The 22,165-nt window shown below is 56.1% G+C and carries 23 protein-coding genes; 8 read left to right on the forward strand and 15 right to left on the reverse strand.

Features of this window, described 5'->3' with window-relative positions; all coding sequences use genetic code 11:
- Positions 1-24 precede the first annotated feature (24 nt).
- Both HMPREF1144_RS27800 and sodC read left to right on the forward strand, forming a co-directional pair.
- Positions 25-921, forward strand: a complete 897-nt coding sequence (locus HMPREF1144_RS27800) for an aldo/keto reductase (RefSeq protein WP_009654772.1) — start codon at positions 25-27, stop codon at positions 919-921.
- Positions 922-980: 59 nt separating this feature from the next.
- Positions 981-1,502, forward strand: coding sequence for a superoxide dismutase [Cu-Zn] SodC (sodC, locus tag HMPREF1144_RS27805; RefSeq protein ID WP_004119475.1), 522 nt, complete (start codon positions 981-983; stop codon positions 1,500-1,502).
- On the opposite strand, the gene HMPREF1144_RS27810 is transcribed toward sodC, so the two are convergent.
- Genes HMPREF1144_RS27810 through HMPREF1144_RS27820 form a run of 3 tightly spaced genes read right to left on the reverse strand, consistent with a single transcriptional unit; the run spans position 1,495 to position 4,662 of the window.
- Positions 1,495-3,519: an FUSC family protein gene (locus HMPREF1144_RS27810; protein ID WP_009654701.1), complete on the reverse strand. Its 2,025-nt coding sequence runs from the start codon at positions 3,517-3,519 to the stop codon at positions 1,495-1,497. The genes sodC and HMPREF1144_RS27810 overlap by 8 nt on opposite strands.
- A complete protein-coding gene (locus HMPREF1144_RS27815) occupies positions 3,519-4,415 on the reverse strand; it encodes an HlyD family secretion protein (RefSeq protein ID WP_009654712.1) in 897 nt (298 codons plus the stop codon). Before HMPREF1144_RS27815 ends, HMPREF1144_RS27810 begins: the two co-directional genes overlap by 1 nt.
- Before the next feature lie 10 nt (positions 4,416-4,425).
- Complete coding sequence (locus HMPREF1144_RS27820; protein ID WP_004851455.1) at positions 4,426-4,662, reverse strand: DUF1656 domain-containing protein; 237 nt, start codon at positions 4,660-4,662, stop codon at positions 4,426-4,428.
- Positions 4,663-4,833: 171 nt separating this feature from the next.
- Between HMPREF1144_RS27820 and slyA the strand changes: the two genes are divergently transcribed.
- Complete coding sequence (gene slyA / locus HMPREF1144_RS27825; RefSeq protein WP_016810099.1) at positions 4,834-5,274, forward strand: transcriptional regulator SlyA; 441 nt, start codon at positions 4,834-4,836, stop codon at positions 5,272-5,274.
- 41 nt (positions 5,275-5,315) lie between these two features.
- Here slyA and HMPREF1144_RS27830 read toward each other — a convergent pair whose 3' ends face one another.
- Both HMPREF1144_RS27830 and slyB read right to left on the reverse strand, forming a co-directional pair.
- The gene (locus HMPREF1144_RS27830) at positions 5,316-6,668 is read right to left on the reverse strand and encodes a GGDEF domain-containing protein (protein ID WP_009654807.1); all 1,353 of its coding nucleotides are present in this window, start codon (positions 6,666-6,668) and stop codon (positions 5,316-5,318) included.
- Between the two features lie 229 nt (positions 6,669-6,897).
- Entirely contained in the window at positions 6,898-7,365 is a 468-nt protein-coding gene (slyB, locus tag HMPREF1144_RS27835) for an outer membrane lipoprotein SlyB (RefSeq protein ID WP_004851450.1), read from the reverse strand.
- Between the two features lie 271 nt (positions 7,366-7,636).
- Here slyB and anmK point away from each other — a divergent pair, with 271 nt between their 5' ends.
- The 5 genes from anmK (at position 7,637) to pdxY (ending at position 12,466) form a co-directional block, all read left to right on the forward strand.
- Positions 7,637-8,761 (forward strand): anhydro-N-acetylmuramic acid kinase, encoded by a 1,125-nt coding sequence (anmK, locus tag HMPREF1144_RS27840; protein WP_004851448.1) that lies wholly within the window; start codon positions 7,637-7,639, stop codon positions 8,759-8,761.
- A 92-nt stretch (positions 8,762-8,853) separates the two neighbouring features.
- Positions 8,854-9,177, forward strand: coding sequence for a C-type lysozyme inhibitor (gene mliC / locus HMPREF1144_RS27845; protein ID WP_014229593.1), 324 nt, complete (start codon positions 8,854-8,856; stop codon positions 9,175-9,177).
- A 57-nt stretch (positions 9,178-9,234) separates the two neighbouring features.
- Positions 9,235-9,891, forward strand: coding sequence for a pyridoxamine 5'-phosphate oxidase (gene pdxH, locus HMPREF1144_RS27850; RefSeq protein ID WP_004851446.1), 657 nt, complete (start codon positions 9,235-9,237; stop codon positions 9,889-9,891).
- 378 nt (positions 9,892-10,269) lie between these two features.
- Positions 10,270-11,544: a tyrosine--tRNA ligase gene (gene tyrS / locus HMPREF1144_RS27855; protein WP_004851444.1), complete on the forward strand. Its 1,275-nt coding sequence runs from the start codon at positions 10,270-10,272 to the stop codon at positions 11,542-11,544.
- 61 nt (positions 11,545-11,605) lie between these two features.
- Entirely contained in the window at positions 11,606-12,466 is an 861-nt protein-coding gene (gene pdxY, locus HMPREF1144_RS27860) for a pyridoxal kinase PdxY (RefSeq protein ID WP_009654806.1), read from the forward strand.
- A 47-nt stretch (positions 12,467-12,513) separates the two neighbouring features.
- Here the strand turns inward: pdxY and gstA are convergent, their stop codons facing one another.
- The 10 genes from gstA to HMPREF1144_RS27910 all read right to left on the reverse strand — a co-directional run bounded on the left by gstA (position 12,514) and on the right by HMPREF1144_RS27910 (position 22,099).
- Positions 12,514-13,119 carry a glutathione transferase GstA gene (gene gstA, locus HMPREF1144_RS27865; RefSeq protein ID WP_009654724.1) on the reverse strand — a complete coding sequence of 202 codons (606 nt, stop codon included), beginning with the start codon at positions 13,117-13,119 and terminating at the stop codon, positions 12,514-12,516.
- Between the two features lie 108 nt (positions 13,120-13,227).
- The gene (gene dtpA / locus HMPREF1144_RS27870) at positions 13,228-14,733 is read right to left on the reverse strand and encodes a dipeptide/tripeptide permease DtpA (RefSeq protein WP_032721458.1); all 1,506 of its coding nucleotides are present in this window, start codon (positions 14,731-14,733) and stop codon (positions 13,228-13,230) included.
- A 597-nt stretch (positions 14,734-15,330) separates the two neighbouring features.
- Positions 15,331-15,966: an endonuclease III gene (gene nth, locus HMPREF1144_RS27875; protein WP_004851438.1), complete on the reverse strand. Its 636-nt coding sequence runs from the start codon at positions 15,964-15,966 to the stop codon at positions 15,331-15,333.
- Positions 15,959-16,666: an electron transport complex subunit E gene (locus HMPREF1144_RS27880; RefSeq protein WP_004851436.1), complete on the reverse strand. Its 708-nt coding sequence runs from the start codon at positions 16,664-16,666 to the stop codon at positions 15,959-15,961. Before HMPREF1144_RS27880 ends, nth begins: the two co-directional genes overlap by 8 nt.
- Before the next feature lie 3 nt (positions 16,667-16,669).
- Positions 16,670-17,290 (reverse strand): electron transport complex subunit RsxG, encoded by a 621-nt coding sequence (gene rsxG / locus HMPREF1144_RS27885; RefSeq protein WP_009654737.1) that lies wholly within the window; start codon positions 17,288-17,290, stop codon positions 16,670-16,672.
- A gap of 10 nt (positions 17,291-17,300) precedes the next feature.
- Complete coding sequence (gene rsxD, locus HMPREF1144_RS27890) at positions 17,301-18,353, reverse strand: electron transport complex subunit RsxD (protein ID WP_042928663.1); 1,053 nt, start codon at positions 18,351-18,353, stop codon at positions 17,301-17,303.
- Entirely contained in the window at positions 18,354-20,429 is a 2,076-nt protein-coding gene (gene rsxC / locus HMPREF1144_RS27895) for an electron transport complex subunit RsxC (protein ID WP_009654734.1), read from the reverse strand.
- A complete protein-coding gene (rsxB, locus tag HMPREF1144_RS27900) occupies positions 20,422-21,000 on the reverse strand; it encodes an electron transport complex subunit RsxB (protein WP_004851428.1) in 579 nt (192 codons plus the stop codon). Before rsxB ends, rsxC begins: the two co-directional genes overlap by 8 nt.
- Positions 21,000-21,581 carry an electron transport complex subunit RsxA gene (gene rsxA, locus HMPREF1144_RS27905; RefSeq protein WP_004102633.1) on the reverse strand — a complete coding sequence of 194 codons (582 nt, stop codon included), beginning with the start codon at positions 21,579-21,581 and terminating at the stop codon, positions 21,000-21,002. The genes rsxB and rsxA overlap by 1 nt, the downstream gene beginning before the upstream one ends.
- Before the next feature lie 77 nt (positions 21,582-21,658).
- On the reverse strand, positions 21,659-22,099 hold the full coding sequence (locus HMPREF1144_RS27910) for a DUF2569 domain-containing protein (RefSeq protein WP_004851426.1): 441 nt from the start codon (positions 22,097-22,099) through the stop codon (positions 21,659-21,661).
- Positions 22,100-22,165 lie beyond the last annotated feature (66 nt).

Here is a 22,165-nt window from a genome sequence, read left to right on the forward strand (position 1 = left end):
CACTTTTTTATTGAGGAAGCTGTTATGGTTCAGCGTATTGCTATGGCTCCGCAGGGGCCGGAATTCTCTCGTTTTGTGATGGGCTACTGGCGTCTGATGGACTGGAATATGTCCGCTCAGGCGCTGGTGGGCTTTGTTGAGCAACACCTGGATCTGGGCATTACCACCATCGATCATGCCGATATTTACGGTGACTATCGCTGCGAGGCGGCGTTTGGCGAAGCGCTAAAGCTGGCGCCGCATCTGCGCAGCAGGATGGAAATTGTCACCAAGTGCGGGATTGCCACGAAAGCGCGGGCGGAAAACACCATCGGTCACTATATTACCGACCGCGACCATATTGTTCTCAGCGCGGAGCAGTCGCTGCGTAACCTTGCCACCGACCATATTGACCTGCTGCTGATTCATCGTCCGGACCCGCTGATGGATGCGGATGAAGTGGCGGAAGCCTTCCTGGCCCTTCACCATAGCGGCAAGGTTCGTCACTTCGGCGTATCGAACTTTACCCCCGCCCAGTTTACCCTGCTGCAGTCGCGCCTGCCGTTTACCCTGGCGACCAACCAGGTGGAAATTTCTCCGGTCCATCAGCCGCTGCTGCTTGACGGTACGCTGGATCAGCTTCAGCAGCTGCGCATTCGCCCGATGGCATGGTCCTGCCTCGGCGGCGGTCGTTTGTTTAACGACGACAGCTTCCAGCCGCTGCGCGATGAGCTGGCGCGCGTTGCTCAGGAGCTGAATGCGGAGAGCATTGAGCAGGTGGTGTATGCCTGGATCCTGCGCCTGCCGTCGCAGCCGTTGCCGATTATTGGCTCAGGGAAAATAGAGCGCGTGCGTTCCGCGGTGGTGGCCGAAAAGCTGAAGATGTCCCGCCAGCAGTGGTTCCGTATCCGCAAAGCGGCGTTAGGCTACGACGTTCCGTAAACCCCATCATCTCCGCAATGGCCTACACTTAGTAGCGACAGAGCCATTAAGGAGGTGTTATGCAACGATGTATTCTCGCCATACTTACCCTGGCCGCGTGCGCAGGCGCGCAGGCGGCCAGTGAAAGCGTCGATATCAATCTTGTCACCAGCCAGAGCGTCGGTCAGGCTATCGGTAGCGTTAAAATCAGCGAAACCGCGAAAGGCCTGGAGTTTACGCCAGACCTGAAGGCGCTGCCTCCCGGCGAGCACGGCTTCCATATCCACGCCAACGGCAGCTGCCAGCCCGCGATTAAAGAGGGTAAAGCCGTCGCCGCTGGCGCAGCAGGCGGGCACTACGATCCGCAAAAAACCGGTAAGCATGAAGGTCCCGACGGCGCTGGTCACCTCGGCGATCTGCCGTTCCTTGTGGTCAATAACGATGGTAAAGCAACCCAGCCGGTGGTCGCGCCGCGCTTAAAAACGCTGGATGAGGTTAAAGGGAAGGCGCTGATGATTCACGTGGGAGGCGACAATATGTCCGATAGCCCGCAGCCCCTTGGCGGCGGCGGTGAGCGGTTCGCCTGCGGCGTGATTAAGTAGTTCTTTCCGTTAAGGTGCCGGCAATTGGCGCCTGTTCCAGCTGCGACAGTGCGCACCATAGTCGCCAGATAACCGCCGCCAGCTCTTTGGCCGCCGGCTGGTGGTGGTGATTAAGCGCGTCGCAGATGCGCTGCAGCTCCTGCAGCGTCGAGGCGAGTGGCCGCTGCTGTACCCCGCGCTCGCTCATCACATCCCGCAGCAGGCTGATACATAAATCGCGCACCTGCGATAGCGGGTCGGAACGGGTTTCCCACTCGCGAAGCTGCCACACCACGTGGGAACAGTTGAGCAAAACCACGCCCCAGCGCAGCAGCCAGCGGCGCGCCAGCGCATCCTGGCTATTGCTGAGCTGGCTGATGTGGTGATAAACCAGCGATTCAAATTCATGCTCGCTATGCTGCGGGCGGCGGCTTAGCTGGTCGACAAAGTGACGCCGTAACGCACGGATATGACGGCGGCTTTTACGCGCGTCTGAACCCGGGCTGATGATGGCGAACGCCAGCCAGGCAAGGCCGACGCCGATGATTTTGCCCAGATTATCGTTAAGAAACGATGCGTAGTCGTAGACCGGCGGGTTGGTCACCGAAATAAACGACCCCATAAATACAATCAGCTGCCCCCACAGTCCGGCGAGCTTAGGCATCTGGAGTTTCAGCAGCTGCATGGTGGTCAGCAGGGGAAACAGAAACAGCAGGAACTGCCATAAATCGGTTATCTGCACCATCAGGCCAAACTTCACCACAAAGCTAAAGAGTGAAAGCAGGATCAGGGTACGCATCAGCAGCGTTAGTGACTTAAACGGCGAAGGAGAGACCGAATAGAGCACGCAGCAGATCGCCGCCAGGGTCAGGGCTGCGGCGCAGGCCTGCCATTGGGTGCTAATTCCCCAGGCGCCGACCATCACCAGCGCGCAAAAGGTGCGTACGCCGTTCCATAAGGCTTCGGCCTGATCGGTATGGCGGGCCAGCGCTGGCGCGGAAGGTACGTTAAATTCGGTTATCGCGCTGGCGTTTTCGATGCGCCTGAGCCAGCGGCTGCTCACCAGATAGAGACGACAGAAGTAGCGCAGACGCTTCCAGAAGGCGATATGCCGGTAGTCAGCGTCCGCGGGCGGCGCCAGCGGAGCGATGATGCGGGCAACGCTCAGGGCGTCGGCGTTGGCATGAGATAACTCGTTGAGCAACGACTCCAGTATCTCGCGGGTGCGGGCGGGCGCGGTGGGCCAGTTGAGCAGCATTCGCCGCAGGCTCGAAATCACGCTGGTCATTCGCAGCTGTTGATGCAGCAGGTAGTTCAGCAGCGGATTTTGCCGACGAAAGCGATAGTGGCTCCAGAAGGCCTGAATGCGCAGCAGATTCATGGTCAGGATTTGCCCAATCACGCTCTCGTGCGCGGTGCGAATGGCATCGGTCGTTTCCGGCACCCACAGCAGGCTGGCGTGTTCCAGCAGGCGCGCATGCATGTTTTTCAGCGCCGTCAGCAGCGTAGCGCCATCGGAGGTGCTCGGTAAGATCATCATCATCAGCCCGCCGCACAAAATACCGACGATAACCTCGCAGACGCGCGACTGGGCGATGGTCCACAGCTCATTCGCGTCGGTGATATTGATAACCGGGAAAGCGATAATCGCGCAGGTGTAGCCCGCAAGCTGGAAAGCGTAGGCGACGTTATTGGTAAACATCGCGCAGGCCCACGTGCAGAGGGCTATCCACGCCGAAATGCTGAACAGAAATAGCCACGGATCGTTGAGCGTATGTCCGGCCAGCAGCAGCGCCGCGCAGGCGCCGAGCAGGCTGCCGGCAATACGCCCGAAGCTTTTGCTGATCACCCCGCCGACGGTGGGAAAGCTGACCACCGCGGCGGAGGTCATCGCCCAGTAGGGTTCGTCAAGATTCAGCCAGTAGGCGACGCTCAGCGCCAGGCACATGGCAATTCCGTTACGCAGGGCATAGCGCCACTGCGGACGGTTGGCCTTAATCCACGGGAGCGAGCGCCACGTCAGAGCCTGCAGCTTCATTATTGCGCGCCGATGGCTACGGTGCAGGTGGTACCGGAGACCAGGATGGTATCCGGCGGCAAATGATCAAACTCAATACGCACCGGTACGCGCTGGGCAAGACGGACCCACGGAATATTCGGCTTAATGTTCGCCACCAGATCGCCGCCGCTCTCCACGCTCTGGTCGACGATGGCGCGTCCGATACTGCCTACGTGACCCTGTAACTTTTGTTTGCTGCTATAGAGTACGATCTGCGCGCTATCGCCGGGACGGATATTACGCAGTTTCGTTTCTTCAAAATAACCGATCACGTAAAAGGAGTGGCTGTCGACGAGGGCAAAAAGCGGATGGCCTACGGCTGCGTAGTCGCCAACGCGGGTCGAAAGGTTCGTTACCCAGCCGTCAACCGGGGCCTTAATTTCGGTCTGCGCGAGCTGCCATTGGGCATGATCGAGGGTGGCCTGGGCGGCTCCCACGACGGCCTTAGCCGCTGCCAGGTTAGTATTAGCGGTATTAAGCGCAGTATTGGCGTTTTCTAAATCTTCTGCGGAGATGAAATTCTCGGAGAGATGGCGTCGGCGAGCGGCATCGCTGGCGGCTTTTTTCTGTTCAGCCTGCGCGCGGGCAACTTCAGCTCGAGCCTTGTCGAGCTGGGCCTGGGCGTTGAGCAGGGCGATTTTATAAGGCGTGTCATCGATTCTGAACAGCACGTCTCCCGCTTTAACCAGCTGGTTGTCGCGCACGTTAAGCTGCAGGATGCTGCCGGAAACCTGCGGCGTGACGCCAACCTGCTCGGCGCGGACCTTGCCGTCGCGGGTCCACGGGGATTGCGTGTAGTAATTCCAGACCAGCCAGGCGGCAATAATAGCCAGCGCGGCGACCAGCAGCGTGGATAAGTATTTTAGTTTCTTCATGTAATGAACATTACCAGATAGTCAGTAAAACCAGCGCCAGACAGACGGAGAGCGCAAAGAAGGAGAGGTCCATTAGCAGGGGATGCCAAATCTCGCCTGCATACATCCAGTCCCGCAGCTGGCGGTGGATAATCAACCAGATAAAAAAGCCCAGCAAAACGGCTTTAAAGACGGGAGGGAAATAGACAGAAGCGCCGAACACCAGGTCCTGGAGCGACAATCCGGCAGTGTTAAGACTCAGTTTCACAAGCAAAAATCCTTTGCCGTTGCAGGAAGAATGTTCAGGTTATGCGATTATTCACATTGTAAATCATTGTTCTGATTTTAGTGAATCGGGTAATTCATTTGTTTTGGTAATTTAAATGCTGCACACTATTCTAAAATCAGTATAATAACTTAGCAAGCTAATTATAAGGAGATGAAATTGGAATCGCCACTTGGTTCTGATCTGGCACGTTTGGTGCGCGTCTGGCGCGCGCTAATCGACCATCGCCTGAAACCTCTGGAGTTAACGCAGACGCACTGGGTCACGCTGCATAACATTCACCAGCTGCCGCCTGAACAGTCGCAGATTCAGCTGGCGAAAGCCATTGGTATTGAGCAGCCGTCGCTGGTTCGCACGCTCGACCAGCTGGAGGAGAAAGGGCTTATTTCTCGCCAGACCTGTGCTAACGATCGGCGGGCAAAACGTATCAAGCTTACCGAAAAAGCCGAGCCTTTGATTAACGAAATGGAAGAGGTTATCGGCAAAACGCGTGATGAGATTCTGGCCGGCGTATCTAAGGAAGAAGTGGAAACGCTGCTTAATTTGATTCGTAAACTTGAACACAACATTCTCGATCTCCAGGCAAAAGATTGACCTTAGCGAGGCCTTGAGGACTCTCAAGGCCTCTTTTTTATTCATTCATGCCAGACCACTACGCGGTTACGCCCGCCGTTTTTCGCTTCGTACATCGCGGTATCCGCGCGCTTAACGCACTCTTCTGCCGAAACGTGCGCATCCTGCGTGGTGAACACGCCCATACTGATGGTCATTCTCTCCGGTAATCCCTCCTGCTTCTCGCTGACCGACAGGCGGATACGTTCGGCGATTGCCAGCGCTTCGTTGGCGCCGATATTCACCAGCAGCACGGCAAACTCTTCCCCGCCGATACGCGCGGCAGCGTCGTCCTGGCGCACGTTGTTCTGCAACACGCTGGCAGCAAACTGAATCACCTTATCTCCCTGCACGTGACCGTAGGTGTCATTGATGCGCTTGAAGCGATCGAGATCGCAGACGATGACCGACAGCGGCTGTGAAGCGGAAGCCTTCGACAATCGCTGAGTCAGGGTGTCATAGAAATAGCTGCGGTTATACAGCCGGGTCAGGGGATCGCGAATCGAGTTCTGGTAAGAGCGGACGTATCTTTCGTTTGATTCACGATAGAGTATAAAAACGTCACCAAGCAGAATTAAAATCAGAAACAGGGTGCTAAGCGTTTCAAAAAGCCGCGCCTGATTCCAGGAGTGAGCGTTACCGCTAACCGTGGAGAGCAGCACCAGCAGCGTAAAAATATAGGCGGTACAAAAAAAGGCGCCGCTGTACCAGAATATATTACGCAACCGAGTCAGGCCGATAAGTAAAATCAGCGTTAATGACCATATGATAATTAATAGCCAGCCAATGCGATTATGCCATAGTGGCGTAAAGGTATAGGTCAGGTTATCAATGAATTCAATGCTTAGCAACGACGAGTTGCTGGAATGGACCCACGATAATATGAGCGTTGCGCTGATAAAAATAAAACAACTCATGAGTACCGCGCCGTGAATTTTTCTTGAGTGGGCGGTGAGATGGCGGACACGATATAAAAAAATTGCCGCTATAAATAAAATAGCCATCATTATGTTGCGGAAAAAATAAAAAATCAGCGCGTCATTTTGATTGATCTCGCGCCCCTGAGCGCAGACCAGCCAGTCGGGATAGCTGCCTATCGTTCCCAGCATCAGCAGGGCCGAGCAGGTAAACGCGAAGGCTATCGGGGCCAGGTACAGCTGTTTTTTATCACACAGATATTTCATGCCCATAAAGCAGGCAATCATAATATGAAAGCCCATCAGCGAAATAGTCAGCACGGGGAAAAGCATGGATGATGTTGTAGAGATACGATGAATTAATGAGGTGGTGATAAAATTAACCACGGCAATGGATAAACCGCACGCGACAGCGTAAATAAATATCCGGTAGGGTAAGCTTTTTATATTAACGCGCATAGTCAACATCCCTGAGAAATGCGAAGGTAAAACGACAAGGTAGTCGTGAATGCTTTTAAATAATACTGAGTGGAGAATACGTGATGGCGACGGGCAGAATATTGCGCGGGCGCAAATTAGTGTATGTATAAAAGAAAAATATAAATATATATGAATTATTTATTTACGCGGAGGAAATAATACGTATTTTGTATCAATAAGCGGCCCGTCCGGGCCGCAGAGAGAAGATTTAGCGCGGGGAGACCGTCACCTGGCTGCCGCTGCCGGCAATGGCTACGCGCTGGCCGACGGAGAAAGGCGTGCTGCCTTGCTTTTGCACTACCATGATGGTGTTACCGTCATCTTTACGGATTTCCAGCTCAACGCCCTGGGTTTTGTTCATCGCACCCTGTACGCCCTGACCGGCTACGCCGCCGGCGACAGCGCCTGCCGCCGTTGCCAGGGAGCGACCCGTGCCGCCGCCAATGGTGTTACCGAGGAAGCCGCCGAGCACCGCGCCGCCGATGGCGCCGATGGCGTTGCTGTCATCTCCGCCCTGAATCTGCACCGCGCGGGTATGCACAATGGTGCCGTAGGTCACGCTCTGGACCTGTTTGGCTTCAGATGCGGAGTAAACATCGCCGGACAGGCCGCTGCTGCTGACGCAGCCTGCAAGCGTAAAACCAATCATCGAGACAGCCAAAACACGTAAAATCATTTATGAATCTCCTGTTCACCAAGAAGCGTTCTGTTGAACTTCCTTGTAGCCAATTATATGGCATTTAAGCGTCTGCTGGCATAGCAGATGCAACGACTATACAAAAAATAATAATCAGAGTCGTCTCAACCTAAACTAAACACAAGTTCTTTACCCTAAGAACCGGCAGCGCTGCTTGTATTGTTAAAAAGTATTATAGCAGCGTAGCTTTGCCCCCTCGTTTATGATGGAGTGTGGGGATATACGAGAGTCATGGAATGAAGGAAAGCGTATGAAATCAGGCCGTTTTATCGGCGTTATGTCCGGCACCAGCCTTGATGGTGTTGATGTTGTTCTCGCAGCAATTAATGAAAATCTGGTTGCCCAGCAGGCCAGCCTGACCTATCCCATCCCCATCGCGATTAAAGAAGATATCCTGGCCATCTGCCAGGGGCAGCAGCTGACTCTTTCACAGCTGGGGCGTCTCGATACGCGCCTGGGACGGCTATTTGCCGATGCGGTTCTGGCATTGATGGCTCAGGAAAAGCTCAAGGCTGCGGACATCATCGCTATCGGCTGCCATGGCCAAACGGTCTGGCATGAGCCAGCAGGCGATGCGCCGCATACTCTGCAGATTGGCGACAATAACCAGATTGCCGCGCATACCGGCGTGACGGTGGTCGGGGACTTTCGCCGTCGCGATATGGCGCTCGGCGGGCAGGGCGCGCCGCTGGTCCCGGCGTTCCATCACGCGCTGCTGGCGCACCCGGTTGAGCGTCGAATGGTTCTCAATATTGGCGGGATCGCCAACCTCTCTTTGCTGGCGCCAGGTCTGCCGGTGCGCGGCTACGACACCGGCCCGGGCAACATGCTGATGGATGCGTGGGTGTGGCGTCAGTGTGGCAAACCCTACGATAAAGACGCGCAGTGGGCCAGCGAGGGTAAAATTGTGCTGCCGTTACTGCAGGATATGCTAAGCGATCCGTGGTTTGCGCTGCCGGCGCCAAAGAGCACCGGTCGTGAATACTTTAACTACGGCTGGCTGTCGCAGCATCTGGCGCGTTATCCGGGGCTTCGCGCCCAGGACGTTCAGGCGACCCTTGCGGAGCTGACCGCCGTCAGCATCAGTGAACAGGTGCTGCTCAGCGGGGGATGTGAACGTCTGCTGGTATGCGGCGGCGGGGCGCGCAATCCGCTGCTGATGGCCCGTCTGGCGGCGCTGCTGCCGGGAACCGAGGTATCGACGACCGATGAGGCGGGGATCAGCGGTGATGATATGGAGGCGCTGGCTTTCGCATGGCTGGCGTGGCGGACGCTTGCCGGACTACCCGGCAATCTCCCTTCCGTGACCGGCGCGTCGCAAGCTTCCGTGCTTGGCGCGATTTTTCCGGCTAATCCGCCGCAAAATCAGAGTTAACTGAAATCACCCGCGGCGGTTTCTTCGTAAACTGAACAGCGTTGAGGGAGGGCGTTATGCCTTCCCGGACCGGGAAAGTCGAAGGCAAATTGATGAAAAAAATTCTTATTCTTGCTGTACCTTTTATGCTGGCGGGCTGTAGCTACTACAACCAGTTTGTCGAGCGGATGAATACGGACACCCTCGAGTATCAGTGTGACCAGAAACCGTTGACCGTCCATCTCAATCATACTCGCCAGCAGGTCAGCTTTATTTACGATAATCAGCAGCTCAATTTACAGCAGGGACTCTCCGCCTCTGGCGCGCGCTATACCGATGGCGTTTACGTCTTCTGGTCGAAGGGCGATAGCGCCACCGTCTATAAACGGGACCGTATCGTGCTGGAAAACTGTCAGCTGCAAACCGCCAAACGTTGAGATTTCAGCCATGGGGGCGCACAATAACGCTACCCTTTGATTATTTTCTCAATTGCCATGTCTGATAACGACGAATTGCAGCAAATCGCGCACCTGCGCCGTGAGTATACCCGTGGTGGCCTGCGCCGCCACGATCTTCCTGCCGAACCGCTGGCACTCTTTGAGCGCTGGCTGCGTCAGGCCTGTGACGCAAAGCTCGCTGACCCAACGGCGATGGTTGTCGCGACCGTCGATGAAAACTCGCAGCCTTACCAGCGCATCGTGTTGCTCAAGCACTACGATGAGAAAGGCCTGGTGTTCTATACCAACCTTGGCAGCCGCAAAGCCCATCAGATTGAAAAGAATCCCCGCATCAGCCTGCTTTTCCCATGGCATATGCTGGAGCGTCAGGTTATGGTTATCGGTAAAGCGGAACGTCTTTCAACGCTGGAAGTGGTGAAATATTTCCATAGCCGTCCGCGCGATAGTCAGATTGGTGCATGGGTGTCGCAGCAGTCCAGCCGTATCTCGGCGCGCGGCATCCTTGAGAGTAAGTTCCTTGAGCTTAAGCAAAAATTCCAGCAGGGCGAAGTGCCGCTGCCGAGCTTCTGGGGCGGATTCCGCGTCAGTATCGAACAGATGGAGTTCTGGCAGGGCGGCGAGCATCGTCTGCACGATCGTTTTCTCTACCAGCGGCAAAACGGCGGCTGGCAAATCGACCGACTGGCGCCATAAAGGACGCAAAAATGTTGTGTTAAGCGCTGGTGCATCGTGGCCCGGCGCTTTATTCTATACGCTTCATTTTTCAAGCTGCATCTTTGTTAGCTGCGCCTGCCTGGCTCTGTCGCTTACCTGAGTAAGTTCCCTGGGCTTTCACATGCTTGCCGCGGCGATGCAGCTTGAACAATTTTGCGTATACCCGTCATACTTCAAGTTGCATGTGCGTTGGCTGCGTTCACTCACCCGAATCACTTACTACAGTAAGCTCATCGGGATTCGTTCACTTGCCGCCTTCCTGCAACTCGAATTATTTAGGGTATAGATGTTTTTTTCGCGTCTGGCGAAAAGTCGTGTACCGGCAGAGGTGCAGTCGTTTTATAGATGGAGAATTTGATGGCTAGCAGTAACTTGATTAAACAATTGCAGGAGCGGGGGCTGATAGCCCAGGTGACGGACGAAGAAGCGTTAGCAGAGCGACTGGCGCAAGGCCCGATCGCGCTCTATTGCGGCTTCGATCCCACCGCTGACAGCTTGCATTTGGGGCATCTTGTTCCATTGTTATGCCTGAAACGCTTCCAGATGGCCGGCCATAAACCGGTTGCCCTGGTGGGCGGCGCGACCGGTCTGATTGGCGACCCGAGCTTTAAAGCCGCGGAGCGTAAACTGAACACTGAAGATACCGTGCAGGAGTGGGTAGATAAAATTCGCAAACAGGTCGCGCCTTTCCTCGACTTTGATTGCGGTGAAAATTCTGCCATTGCCGCCAACAACTACGACTGGTTTGGCAGCATGAACGTGCTGACTTTCCTGCGTGATATCGGCAAGCACTTCTCGGTAAACCAGATGATCAACAAAGAAGCGGTGAAGCAGCGTCTGAACCGCGACGACCAGGGCATCTCTTTTACCGAGTTCTCCTACAATCTGCTGCAGGGTTACGACTTTGCCTGCCTGAACAAGCTGCACGGCGTGGCGCTGCAAATCGGCGGTTCTGACCAGTGGGGCAACATTACCTCCGGTATCGACCTGACCCGTCGTCTGCACCAGAACCAGGTCTTTGGCCTCACCGTTCCGCTGATCACCAAGGCGGACGGCACGAAATTCGGTAAAACCGAAGGCGGCGCAGTGTGGCTGGATCCGAAGAAAACCAGTCCGTACAAGTTCTACCAGTTCTGGATCAACACCGCTGATGCCGACGTTTATCGCTTCCTGAAGTTCTTCACTTTTATGGATATGGCTGAAATTAATGCCCTGGAAGAAGAAGACAAAAACAGCGGTAAAGCACCGCGCGCCCAGTATGTGCTGGCCGAACAGGTGACCCGCCTGGTGCACGGTGAAGAAGGTCTGGTGGCGGCAAAACGCATTACCGAGAGCCTGTTCAACGGTAACCTGAGCGATTTGAGCGAGGCCGATTTCGAACAGCTGGCGCAGGATGGCGTGCCGATGATCGAAATGGATAAAGGCGCCGATCTGATGCAGGCGCTGGTGGATTCTGAGCTGCAGCCGTCCCGCGGTCAGGCGCGTAAAACCATCGCATCCAATGCGGTGACCATCAACGGCGAAAAACAGTCCGACCCGGAATACGTATTTGTCGATGCCGACCGTCTCTTTGGTCGCTACACCTTACTGCGTCGCGGTAAGAAAAATTACTGTCTGGTCTGCTGGAAGTAATTGCGTAAAGGCAGGGGCGTGGGAAACCGCGCCCCTTATTTTTTGCTCTCAGGTAATCAAGATGAAGAATATCCTCGCCATCCAGTCCCACGTTGTGTTTGGCCATGCGGGCAACAGCGCCGCTGAATTTCCGATGCGCCGCCTTGGCGCCAACGTCTGGCCGCTTAATACCGTACAATTCTCCAACCATACCCAATACGGAAAGTGGACCGGCTGCGTGATGCCGCCAGCGCATCTGACGGAAATTGTTCAGGGGATTGCCGATATTAACCAGCTGCAGCGCTGTGACGCGGTATTAAGCGGATACCTGGGATCGGCGGAACAGGGCGAACATATTCTTGGCATCGTGCGTCAGGTGAAAAGCGCCAATCCGGCCGCGAAATATTTCTGCGATCCGGTCATGGGGCACCCTGAAAAGGGCTGTATCGTGGCGCCCGGCGTCGCGGAGTTTCATGTACGCTATGCGCTGCCGGCGAGCGATATTATTGCGCCAAACCTGGTTGAGCTGGAGATCCTCTGCGGGCATCCGGTGGCGAACGTCAACGAAGCGGTGCTGGCCGCGCGCGAGCTGATTGCACAGGGGCCGGAAGTGGTGCTGGTGAAGCATCTCTCACGCGCCGGGCTGAGTATGGATCGTTTCGAAATGCTGCTGGTCACCGCGCAGGAAGCCTGGCATATCAGCCGTCCGCTGGTTGATTTTGGCATGCGCCAGCCGGTGGGCGTCGGCGATGTCACCAGCGGGCTGCTGCTGGTTAAGCTGCTGCAGGGCGCGGGACTGCGCGATGCGCTGGAGCACGTGACCGCCGCGGTATATGAAATCATGCTGGCGACAAAAAATATGCAGGAGTATGAGCTACAGGTTGTGGCGGCTCAGGATCGCATCGCGCAGCCGGAGCACTACTTCAGCGCCACGCAGCTTTAAGAGGCGTGAGAACAACTTGCCCGACCTGCGTCGGGCAAGCATCGGCTTCACTTCAGCCCTTCAGCCTCAAGGGCGGCGGCTACCGCAGGCCGCGCAGCAACTCGCTTCATCCATGCCGCAATATTGCTATAGCCTTCCATATCCAGCTTCACGGCGTACGCCCAGCGCAGCACGGTGAACAGGTAGCCATCGGCGACAGTGAAACGGTGCCCGTTAATCCACTCTTTATCTTCCAGGCTTTCATTCACGTACTGCATTTTTTTGTCCAGCAGCGCGCGAGCGACCGGTTTGTAATCCTCCGGCGTATCCGGGCGAAACAGCGGGGTAAAACCTTTATGCAGCTCCGTCGCCACGTAGTTTAGCCACTCCAGCGTCTGATAGCGGGCAATGCTTCCCACCGGCGCCAGCAGCTGGCGGTCCGGCACGCGATCGGCGATATATTGCATAATGGCCACGCCTTCCGTCAGCAGCACATCATCGTCCAGCAGCAGCGCCGGTACCTGACCCTTCGGGTTGATCTGCAGATAATCATCTCCGTTTTCGAGACGTTTTTTCATCACGTCAACGCCCTGCAGGGTGAAGTCCAGCCCGCTTTCGCGTAGCGCGATATGCGAAGCAAGAGAACAAGCGCCGGATTTGTAGAACAGTTTCATCGGTAACTCCTCGTGGCTGCGGTTTCCTGTATGTTAGTCCGCCCAGGGGTAAAAAAAAACCGCTAACAGCGCGTTAGCGGTTTAAAGTTTTGGGTTTTCCCGGTGAGCTTAGGCCGTAGCGGTATCGCTGGCTTTTGCTGTTTTATCATCGTCCTGGGTCATGCGGTTCAGCTTCGGCGCCGTCAGCAGCATCAGGATGGCGATAATGCCGGTGGCGACACCGATATGCAGGAACACGCGACCGTAAACTTCCAGCGACATCAGCGGGTCAGTTACGTTATCAGGCACCGCCATCATGTTGGCGACGTAGCCGCCGATCAGGTTGGCGCCAGCGGTAGTCAGGAACCAGCTACCCATGATGAAGCCCATCAGGCGCTGCGGAACCAGCTGTGCCACCATCGCCAGACCCAGACCGGAAATCATCAGTTCACCGATACTTTGCAGGCCGTAGCTGATAACCAGCCAGCTGACGTTCACGATACCCGCGTCGGTGGCAAACTTAGCGCCCAGCGGCAGTACGAGGAAGGCGCCGGAACAGAGGACCATACCAATAGCAAACTTCATCGGCATCGGCAGGGTATCGCCCATTTTGTTGTAGATAGCGGCCAGAATCGGGCTACCGATAATGATCCAGAATGGGTTCAGCGCCTGGTACTGCTCAGGCTCGAAAGCGATGCCCAGCAGAGAGTGTTCAACGTTGCGAATCGCAAAGAAGTTGAGGGAGGTTGGCATCTGGCTGTACAGAACGAAGAAGATAATCGCCTGCAGCATCAGGATGAACGCGACGATCATTTTGCGACGGGCCGCGCCCTGCATCGCGAAGGCTTCTTTAGCGAAAATAACGATGATGCCCAGCGCAACCACGCCCAGTGCCATACGTGCAATACCCTGGTTGTGCAGCAGCCAGGTTGCAATCGCGATGAGAACCACCACGCCAACGATTGTCGCCAGCAGCTTGCCTACCTGCAGCGGGGCGAAGTCAGGCTTCGAGCCGTACTGTTTAACCCAGCGCTGGCAGAAAGTGAAGTTGACGATGGTGATCACCAGGCCGACAAAGCTCAGAGCGAAAGCGACGCTCCAGCCGAACTTCGCCGCCAGCCACGGCGTGGCCAGCATAGAGAAGAAGGAACCGATGTTGATGGACATGTAGTACATGGTAAATGCACCGTCCAGACGCGGGTCGTTCTTTTCATAGCAGGTTGAGAGCAGGGAAGAGGGGTTAGCCTTAAACAGACCGTTACCGACGGCAATCGTCGCCATACCTATATATACGATGCTCGCATCGTGCCCTGACCATGCCACCAGGCCGTAGCCGATAGCCAGAACGATTGCGCCGAGCATGATGACGCGCTTAGTGCCAAGCACCTTGTCGCCAAGCCAGCCGCCAATCGCCACCAGACCGTAGACCAGCGCGCTAAAGGAGGAGAACAGAGTAATAGAGTCCGCTTCTGACATACCCAGCTGTTTAACCAGGTAAACGGCCATGATCCCTTGCAGGCCGTAGAAACCAAAACGTTCCCACAGCTCAATAGAGAAGATGAGATAGAACGAACGTGGTTGTTTGAAAGCGTTTAAACTTACGCTTTCTGTTGGTTTATTGTTTGCAGTCGACACAAATACCTCTTTTTTTACATCCCATATTAACGGGGGGTGTTCGGGGCGCAATCTTCTCAGACCGCCGCCTTTATAGTTATTCTGGAGGGAAAACGGCAGGTAATGTTCACTATCCTGCCCCTTCAGGCAATAGCTTTGCAATAATCTGTTACACATATTCCATGCGGCATAATACACCATCTACTCAAATGTTATTCAGAGTTAAATTTCAAGGTTTAGCCAAAGGTAGAGTTTTTATCTGTTGGAATCCGAAGTTTTTCGCATAATGGCGATATGTTCTGCTGTATGCGCTTGCATCCAGTGATATAGCCCATAATCCTAAAAATTGATGGGTTATTGTGTTGGTATTTAACTTAAGGGTATTTGAATCAGCAGGTTTCCACGCCAGGACGTTAACATTAAATCAACAATAAATTGACCAGGTGATCTCGATCACAAATGTATAGAAATTTTGCCTCTAAAAAAAATGAATAAGCTGGCCGATGATTATATAACCGCATAATCACCCGCAACAGCGCGAAAATGATGGCGTGAATGTCGATAAAGGCGGGGGAAAAGCAGCGTCATCACCCTGATGGATAATGACGCGATGCGTGTTCAGAGATCGACCTTCTCTTTGTACTCGCAAAGGTCTTCTATCAGGCAGGAGCCGCAGCGCGGTTTGCGGGCAATACAGGTATAACGACCGTGGAGGATTAACCAGTGATGGCAGTCGACTTTAAATTCCGCTGGAACCACCTTTAACAGCTTTTCTTCGACCTGTTCAACGTTCTTACCGGGCGCAAATTGTGTCCTATTGCAAACGCGGAAGATATGCGTATCGACGGCGATTGTCGGCCAGCCAAAGGCGGTGTTGAGTACCACGTTCGCGGTTTTACGGCCGACGCCGGGAAGCGCCTCAAGGGCCGCCCGATCTTCCGGCACTTCGCCATTGTGCTGCTCAAGCAGGATACGACAGGTCTTGATGACGTTTTCTGCTTTGCTGTTAAACAGGCCAATGGTCTTGATATACGACTTCACGCCCTCAACGCCCAGGGCCAGCATGGCCGCCGGCGTGTTGGCGACCGGGTAGAGTTTTGCCGTCGCTTTGTTGACGCTGACGTCGGTGGCCTGCGCCGAGAGCAGGACGGCGATCAATAATTCAAACGGCGAGTGAAAATTCAGCTCCGTGGTGGGGTGCGGGTTGTTATCCCTGAGCCTGGTGAGGATCTCCAGGCGTTTACTCTTATTCATTCCAGGCTTTTCCCGTCACATCAGACGGCGCAACGACATCGGCTTGTACCGCTTTAGCTTTGCGCTGTTTGCTACGTTCATCGATAAGGTATTTTACCGCCAACATCATACCGAGGCCAATAAATGCCCCCGGCGGCAGCATCGCCAGCAGAAACGGCGTATCGGTATGAAATACTTCAATGCGCAGAACTTTAGCCCAGCTGCCGAGCAGGCTATCGGCACCGTCAAACAGGGTACCGTTGCCGAGAATTTCCCGCATTGAGCCGAGCACAAACATCGCGCAGGTCGCCCCCATACCGATGGAAAAACCATCCAGCGCCGACAGCGCCGGGCCTTTTTTCGCGGCAAAGGCCTCGGCGCGCCCAACCACGATACAGTTGGTGACAATCAGCGGGATAAAGATCCCAAGAGACTGATAGAGGCCGAACGCGTAGGCGTTGATCAGCATCTGCACGACGCTCACCACCGAAGCGATGATCATGACGTAAATCGGAATACGGATTTCCGCCGGCGTCCAGCGGCGCAGGCTGGAAATGGTCAGGTTCGTCAGGGTGAGCACCAGCGTTGTCGCCAGCCCAAGGCCAAGGGCGTTGGTGGCGGTTGAGGTCACGGCGAGTAGGGGACACATCCCCAGCAGCTGAACCAGCGCGGAGTTGTTTTTCCACAACCCCTGAACAATAACGTCTTTTACTTCGCTCATGATTTAGTCTCCACAGGGAGTGAATGCGGAAATCTGCGCGGGCAGCGTTTGTGCGTACAGGCCGGCGCGCTTGACGGCATTGACCACCGCGCGCGGGGTAATGGTGGCCCCGGTAAACTGGTCGAAGTCGCCGCCGTCTTTTTTCACGGCCCAGTGGCTGTCGTTTTGCCCATGAATCACTTTACCGGCAAAGAGAGTGATCCAGTCGGAAATTCTGAGTTCAATTTTATCGCCCAGCCCCGGCGTCTCATGATGTTCGGTGACGCGGGTACCCAGCACGGTACCTTTAAAATCGGCGGCCACCAGCAGCTGAATGGCCCCGGAATAGCCGTCCGGTGCGGTGGCTTCCATCACCGCAGCCACCGGTTTTTCGCCATCCTGAGCGATCCAAACCTTGTGCTGGCCTTTTCCCAGCGCCGGGGCGGTAACTTGATAACAGCTTTTCAGCAAGTCGTTGTTATAAAGATTAGCCGGCATAACCTGGTCAAATAAGGCTTTTTGCTGCTGGGCAGCCTGGTCTTCAATGGTGCTTTTGGTCAGCTTGTTAATCGCGGCCGTCAGCCCGGTAGACCCGGCCGCAAAGAGGGCCAGCGTGATGCCGTGTTTACGCATGCTTTGTAACATGTTCGGGTCCTCAGCGGTGGCCGTACGCGCGCGGGCGCGTATAGTAATCGATCAAGGGAACGGTAATATTGGCCAGCAGAACGGCAAAGGCCACGCCATCCGGATAGCCGCCAAAGCTGCGAATTAGCCATACCAGTAATCCCGCCAGCGCGCCGAAGATCAGGCGTCCGCGATTGGTGGTGGAGGCGGTTACCGGATCCGTCAGAATAAAGAACGCGCCCAGCATGGTGGCGCCGGACAGCAGATGAATTTGCGGCGAGGCGAGGCTTTCCGGGGAGAACAGCCATCCGAGAGTAGCGCAAACGGCAAGGCTCAGCAGAAAACTGACCGGGATATGCCAGCGAATGGCTTTTTGCCATAACAGGAACAGACCACCCGCCAGATAGGCCAGGTTAACCCACTGCCAGCCGAGGCCGGCGAGCGCGCCGCCGTAGACAGGATACTGGAGAATCTCTTCAACCGCGTGACCGGCATGAAGCGAGGTTTTGAAGGTATCCAGCGGCGTGGCCTGGCTGATACCGTCAATGCCCATTCGCAGGCTGTTCATGTCTCCACCGCTCGCCGTATGGCCAGCGAAAATCATCCGCAGCGCGTCGCTAAATCCGGGAACATTGGCGGCTATCTCATGCGGCGGGAGCCACGAAGTCATCTGGACCGGGAAGGAGATGAGCAGTACGACATAGCCGATCATCGCCGGGTTAAAAGGATTATGACCCAGACCACCGTAGAGCTGTTTAGCGATGATCACCGCGAACGCGGTCCCCAGCACCACCATCCACCAGGGAGCAAAAGGCGGAATACTGATGGCCAGCAGCAGGCCGGTCAGCAGCGCGGAGTTATCGGCGAGGATCGCGGGAATATTTTGTTTGCGCAGTTTAAGGATGGCCGCTTCGGCTCCCCACGCCGTGATGGCGGCAAGGATAATTTGCAGCACGCTACCCCAGCCGAAAAACCAGGTCTGAACCGCGATGCCGGGCACGGCGGCGAGCAGGACCAGCAGCATAATCCGCGAAGTCTGGCGCTGATTGTGGGTATAAGGGGAACTTGCGATTCTGAAAACCATTTAATCCTCGTTAACTGCCTGCCGGGATGCTTTCCGGGCCTGAACGCGGGCGATTGCTTCAGCGACTGCCGCTTTGCGGGCGTCATCATTGGCTGCCGACGGGGGAACTGCTTGTTGCTGTTGTTCTGCTTTACGCGCTTTGGCGCGGGCGATGGCGGCCTCGACGGCGGCCTTGCGCGGGTCAACGGCGGCGGGCTGCTCCGCTGGGGCGTCTTCTGCCGGCGCGGCCTGCTGTTGGGCTTTACGCGCTTTGGCCCGGGCGATGGCGGCCTCAACGGCGGCTTTGCGCGGGTCACTGGCGGCAAGCTGCTCTGCTACGGCGTCTTCCGCAGGAACCGCCTGCTGTTCGACTTTGCGGGCTTTGGCCCGGGCGATGGCGGCCTCGACGGCGGCCTTGCGCGGGTCAACGGCGGCGTCGGATGACGGCCCGGGGACGTTGCTTTGTGCCTGTTGCTGCGCTTTGCGTGCCCGGGCCTCGGCCTTGCGGGCTTCGCGGGCGGCAATGGCTTCGCTGTTATCCGGTTTGGCGCCGGAGAGCACGATAATCGGCTGCGCCGCGTCACGCTGCTTTTCCCGTACCCGGGCAAGGGCGGCGTTAATCGCGTCCTGATCTTTCGCCGCGGGCTGGACCGCGGCCTGCTTATGCCGCTCCAGACGCGCGGCTTTATCGCGCTCAAGACGCGCCTGACGGGCCTCAAAGCGTAATTTCGCCTCCGCCGCGCGTTTCTCTTCCTGAGCAAGCGCGTAAATCTCCGCTTTTTCCTGGCGGAAGTACTGCACCAGCGGGATATTGCTTGGGCAGACCCAGGCGCAGGCGCCGCACTCAATGCAATCCGCCAGGTTATGGCTGGTGGCTTTGTCGTGCTGCTGGCCTTTGCTGAACCAATAAAGCTGCTGCGGCAGAAGATCGGCCGGGCAGGCGTCCGCGCAGGCGCTGCAGCGGATGCAGCCTTTTTCCTCTTCCGGCTCGCCCATTTCGCTCGCCGACGGCGCCAGCAGGCAGTTGGTGATTTTCACGACCGGCACGTCGAGCCACGGCAGGGTGAAGCCCATCAGCGGCCCGCCCATAATTACCATAGGATCGCCGCTCGGACAGAAACCGGCATCGTTGAGCAGATGGCTGACCGGAGTGCCGAGGCGCGCCCAGACGTTGCCCGGACGCGAGATCGCTTCTCCGGTCAGGGTGACGACGCGCTCAGTCAGCGGCTCGCCGTCGATTACCGCGCGTTTCACCGCATAGGCGGTGCCGACGTTCTGCATCAGCACGCCGATGTCAGAGGAGCGTCCGCCGTGAGGCACCTGCTTGCCGGTGAGGATCTGCGTCAGCTGTTTCGCGCCGCCGGAGGGATATTTCGTGGGGATCACGCGCAGGGAAATACCGTGGGTGTCGGCTAATACCGCGCGCAGCATCGAAATCGCCTGCGGTTTATTATCCTCGATGCCGATCAGGACCTGAGCTGGCTCCAGAATATGGGCAAGGATGCGAATACCCTCGACGATCTGCGCCGCGCAATCCTGCATCAGACGGTCGTCGGCGGTAATATAGGGTTCGCACTCGGCGGCGTTGATAATGAGTGTGTCGATTTTGTCGCCGCCGCCGCGCAGCTTGGCGCCGGTCGGGAAACCCGCGCCGCCCAGTCCGGCCACGCCAAACTGGTGAATACGCTCAATCAGCGCTTCGCGGGATTTATTCTGGTAATCGTTCCAGCCATCGCGTTCAATCCAGCGGTCTTCGCCATCGGCATCAATAATGACGCTCATTTCCGCCAGCGCGGAAGGGTGGGCGGTAGAGTGGGGGGCAATGGTCGCCACCGTACCGGACGTCGGGGCGTGCACCGGCAGCATTCTGCCCCAGCCGCGCGTTAACGGCTGGCCGCGCAGGACGCGATCGCCCGGTTGAATGCAGAGTTCACCTTCCGCGCCGATATGCTGTTTTAGCGGAATGACAAAACGCTGTGGCAGCGACACCTGACGTAGCGGGGTACCGTTGGACTGGGTTTTCATCTCTGGCGGATGGATGCCGCCGTTGAAGTCCCAGACTTTATCTTTGCGAAAAGCGGAAAATAACTTAAACATGTTGTTCCACGGGAATAATGCGTACCGGGATGGTCTGAAGATCCCATTTCCAGGTTTCTGTCGTCGGCGCCACCGGGCGCAGTTCAATACATTGCGTCGGACAAGGCGCGACGCAAAGATTACAGCCGGTACAGAGATCGCTCATCACCGTATGCATGGCGCGCGTGGCGCCGACGATGGCATCGACGGGACAGGCCTGAATGCATTTTGTGCAGCCGATGCAGTTCGCCTCGTCAATCACCGCCAGCATTCGCGCTGGTTCGGCTTCCTGCGCATCGCCGTCTGTCGGCTGCGGATCGACGTTCAATAGCTCGGCGATTTTCAGCATTACCGCTTCGCCGCCGGGGGCGCAGCAGTTGATTTTCTCGCCCTGGGTCCCCACCGCTTCAGCGTAGGGACGACAGCCAGGGTAGCCGCACTGGCCGCACTGGCTCTGCGGAAGCAGGGCATCAATTTTTTCCACCACCGGGTCATCTTCCACCGCAAAGCGGCGGGAAGCGTACCCCAGAATTAAGCCGAAAATTAGCCCCAGCAGGCTAATGGCGACCACGGCTATCCAGACAGCGTTCATTACAACTTCACCAAACCACTAAAGCCCATAAAAGCAAGGGACATTAAACCTGCGGTGACCAGCGCAATCGCGTTACCGCGAAACGGCGCGGGAACATCCGCTACCACCAGTCGCTCGCGAATGGAGGCGAAAAGCACCATAACCAGCGAAAAACCGACCGCGGCGGCAAAACCGTACAGCGCCGATTGCAGGAAATTATGCCCGAGGTTAATGTTGAGCAGCGCCACGCCGAGCACCGCGCAGTTGGTGGTGATCAGCGGCAGGAAGATGCCCAGCAGGCGATACAGCGCCGGGCTGGTTTTACGCACGACCATTTCGGTAAACTGCACCACCACGGCGATGACCAGGATAAAGGCCAGCGTACGTAAATAGACCAGATCCAGCGGGATAAGGATCCAGGTATCAATTAACCAGGCGCAAATAGAGGCCAGCGTCATCACAAACGTGGTGGCGAGCCCCATCCCCATAGCGGCTTCCAGCTTTTTGGAAACCCCCATAAACGGGCACAGTCCAAGAAACTTCACCAGCACGAAGTTGTTAACCAGGACAGTGCCAACAAAGAGCAGTAAATAATCAGCCATCATTCGACCTGAAATAGAAAAAGCCGTCTATTATCGAATAAATCGATACCGGCGACAACAGGTTAACTGTGTGGTTATTACGGATTCACAAAGGTCCGCTTAACCCGTTGAGAACGCCTGAAATAGGGCGCAAGCAGCGCTGCGGCGAGGAGAGGGAAAAGCAGCTGGCGCAGCGCGAGCGCGTCGGAAATCGGGGAAAAGGCAAAGGCTTTTACCGCCAGCAGAAGCGTGATCAGCAGCCAGATAATGTAGTGCTTCGGTACCCCTTTCCGCCGTTTAAAGAAGGCGATGGTCAACCACAGCGTGTAGTACCACATGGCGATCGCAAAGGCTAAGGAGGCGATCCACAGGGCGAGATGTTCGATACTCATCGCGCTCAGCAATGTGTAAGTCTGGGAAGACATCAGAGCATCAGCAAAAAAAAGCAGCGACAATGAGGCGCTAAGCAGGGCTACCAGGAGCCATGCCAGCGGTGCCAGAAGCCATCCGCCAATACGTTCCACAGAGTCAGAAGACATTATTACTCCAAAATTCAACGCCAGTTATAAATAAAAGCAGGGCGGAAGTATAAGCAACTGGCGTGA

Origin of the sequence: Klebsiella sp. OBRC7, assembly GCF_000293135.1 — a bacterium.
In the GTDB taxonomy this organism is placed as follows: Bacteria; Pseudomonadota; Gammaproteobacteria; order Enterobacterales; family Enterobacteriaceae; genus Klebsiella; species Klebsiella michiganensis.